The following is a 3,182-nucleotide window of genomic DNA, read 5'->3' on the forward strand; positions in this document are numbered from 1 at the left end:
GACCACAACCAGGGCCATCGTCTGTGACGGCAAGCAGCAGTTGTTCGTTTTGATGAGAACCCTGAATGCGGATAGTAGCGCCCTGGGTGCGGCCGGCCACGGCATATTTCACCGCGTTTTCTACCAGAGGTTGCAACAATAAAGCCGGAATACGTTGCGCTTTGAGGCTGTCGTCTACTTCCCAGATCACTTTTAATTTGTCGCCAAAACGGGTTTTTTGTAAGGTCAGATAAGCTTCAATAGCCGCCAGCTCGTCGGCCAGCTGCACCAGACTTTGGGGTGATTTACTTAACGAATAGCGTAAAAAAGTGGCCAGTTGTTCCGACATGATTTCGGCGTCTTCATAACGTTCTGTTTCCAGCAAAGCACAAACTGAATTTAGCGCATTAAAAGTAAAATGCGGATTCAGCTGATGTTGCAGTGCCTGCAATTCCAGTTGCTGAATATTCTGATGCAGTTGTGCCGATTCGCGCAGCTGCTGTTGTTGTTGTTGATAGCGCCAGAATGTCAGGTAACACATCACCCAGATAAAGAGCGGCAAACTAGTTGTATCAAGCTGACTCAGCAGCATGGCTGCTTTAAAATCTTCTGCGTCTTTCAGCAGCATCCAGCTCAGATTGCTGACCGGCGTATACAAACACAACATGGCAATAGCGGCCAATACCACAAGCAGTTGTGACAGCTGACGGGAAAAGGACCAACGGATAAAACCGGCAGAAATAATCATTTCCACCAAAAATAACAACAAGCGGGAAATCACAAAACTCAGGTGAAACTCATATTTTTCATAAGTCAGCAGCATCAGCAAACCGCTCAGGCCATCAAAAGCAAGTAACGCCAACCAATAATACTGGTTGTAACGAAGTAGCTGACGTAGTTCAAGATTTGGCATGCGGTATCATCCGGTTTGAGCTTGCCTGAGTATAAAGACAAGTCTGGTTTTGTGCTGCTATCAGCTTGATAAAAGGACGAAAATAAGTGACGGTTTGGTGACTGCAGTCTAGCCTGCTGTTAATTATGGTTAAAAGCGACCAGACGAATAAAGCATCAACCTGATGATATTGCGGCAAACTGTGTTGTTATTGCTGTAAATATTGCAATAACCTGTCAAAAGCGCGGTAACTCAAAGCTTCCATTAATTGTGGTTTTTCAATGTGGGTTTGTTGTTGTAAATCGGCAATGGTGCGCGCCACTTTCAGCAACTTATGATAACTGCGGGCCGAGAGTTTCAGCTGCAACAAACAATGTTCAAAAAAGTCAGCATCTTGTTGTTTTAAATAACAATGTTGGCTCACTTCGCCTGGGGTCATGCGGGCGTTGCTTTTGCCTTGCCGTTCAATTTGTAAATTTCTGGCGGCTTTGACTCTGGCGGCAATAGTGGCTGAGGTTTCGTCTTGTTGTTGCTGTTGGCTCAGCACGCCTTTGGGCAATAACGGTACTTCAATTTGCAAGTCGATACGGTCAAGCAGCGGACCCGAAATGCGGCTTAAATAACGTAAAATTTGCTCGCGGCTGGCACGACCATCCTGATGATGGCCGGTCGGGCTTGGGTTCAAAGCCGCCACCAACTGAAACATGGCCGGAAATTGTGCCTGATGGCCAGCTCTGGCTATATGCACAAAACCGTTTTCCAGTGGCTCTCTGAGTACATCCAGCACTTTGCGTTCATATTGTGGCAATTCATCAAGGAACAAAACGCCCTGATGCGCCAAAGAAATTTCACCTGGTTTGGGCACAGAACCACCGCCCACCAGCGCTATGGCTGAGCTGGTGTGATGGGGCTGGCGAAAAGGCGGCTGATGCCAGTCGTGTAAAGCACGTGGCCTTGCCACAATAGAATACACAGCGGCACTTTGCAGCGCTTCGTCATTGCCAAGCGGCGGCAATAAACCGGGCAAACGTTGCGCCAGCATAGATTTACCAGTACCTGGCGGGCCAAACATCAAAATATTGTGTTGCCCGGCGGCGGCCAGTTCCAACGCCCTTTTGGCACTGTGCTGGCCTTTCACTTCGGAGCAGCACAGCTGCTGGTCTTGCAATGCCGGTGCCGGCAAAGCCGGAATAGCAGGCAATGCCTGTTGCCCTAATAAAAAACTATGCACCTGCAATATATGGCTGGCGCCGTGAATTTGAGCGCCAGGTACCTGCTGCGCCTGACTGGCATTTAACATCGGCAACACTGCTGCTCTGGCTGCGGCTTGGCAGGCGATGGCCAGCGGTATTTCACCAACAATGGCGCGAATTTCACCGGATAATGCCAGTTCTCCATAAAATTCAAAACCTTCAATACTATCGGCTGGTAGCTGGCCACTGGCAACCAGAATGCCAATGGCAATAGGTAAATCAAAACGGCCGCCTTCTTTGGGCAAATCGGCCGGTGCCAGATTGACGGTAATTTTTCGGTCCGGAAATTCAAAACCACTGTTGAGCAAAGCGCTGCGCACCCGGTCGCGTGCTTCTTTCACTGACGTTTCGGGTAAACCCACCAGCAAAAAACCGGGCAAACCCTGACTTAAATGTACTTCCACACAAACCTGGGGAGCTTCGAGGCCTAAACGGGCTCTGCTGTAAACGATGGCAAGTGACATGCGACATCCTTGGCGCTTTAACTTTGCTTTAGGTGTAGCAAGATGTAAATAAAATGCAAATGAATGACGGGGCAAAGCGGAGCACAATGCAGTCAGCTTTCTAAATGTTGGATAAGTCGCTACACTGCAACCAGATTTTTAGGGTTGGGCAACAGCGTTTTGCCCGGAAATTCCGGCAGTCCTGCCGCTGATTTGAGAGAAAAGCAGTGCGCTCAGCAACAAGTCGGTTTTTGTTTTATCGGGTGATTGGTTATTTGCTGGTGATGCTGGCAGGCGCCATGTTAATCACCACAGCAGTCGCGGTGTATTACAACGAAAAAAGTTTCTGGAGTTATCTGGTTTCTGCTTTTATCACCGCAAGCAGCGGTTATTTTCTGGTGTACAAAGGCCGCCACGATTTTGCTTTGGTCAAACGCCACCTGTTTTTACTGACCACCTTCTGTTGGCTGGCTATTTGTTTATTCTCCACTTTGCCTTTTGTGCTGGTATTGCCCAACGTCAGTTATGTTGACGCTGCTTTTGAAACTGTTTCTGCTATTACCACAACGGGCGCTACTGTACTCACCGGCCTTGATCAGATGCCCAGGGGCTTAT

Annotated in this window: 2 protein-coding genes and 1 pseudogene; 1 reads left to right on the forward strand and 2 read right to left on the reverse strand. The window is 48.6% G+C overall.

Annotated elements, in window-relative coordinates; genetic code table 11:
* Both RCH83_RS13275 and RCH83_RS13280 read right to left on the reverse strand, forming a co-directional pair.
* Positions 1–892, reverse strand: an 892-nt coding sequence (locus RCH83_RS13275; protein ID WP_306522878.1) for a sensor histidine kinase, incomplete at its 3' end; no start/stop codon positions are given.
* A gap of 187 nt (positions 893–1,079) precedes the next feature.
* Positions 1,080–2,588 (reverse strand): YifB family Mg chelatase-like AAA ATPase, encoded by a 1,509-nt coding sequence (locus tag RCH83_RS13280; protein ID WP_306522880.1) that lies wholly within the window; start codon positions 2,586–2,588, stop codon positions 1,080–1,082.
* A 206-nt stretch (positions 2,589–2,794) separates the two neighbouring features.
* Here RCH83_RS13280 and RCH83_RS13285 point away from each other — a divergent pair.
* Positions 2,795–3,182 (forward strand): annotated as a pseudogene (locus RCH83_RS13285) (potassium transporter TrkH); the annotation flags it as partial.

It is taken from the genome of Rheinheimera sp., assembly GCF_030824435.1.
Classification (GTDB): domain Bacteria; phylum Pseudomonadota; class Gammaproteobacteria; order Enterobacterales; family Alteromonadaceae; genus Pararheinheimera.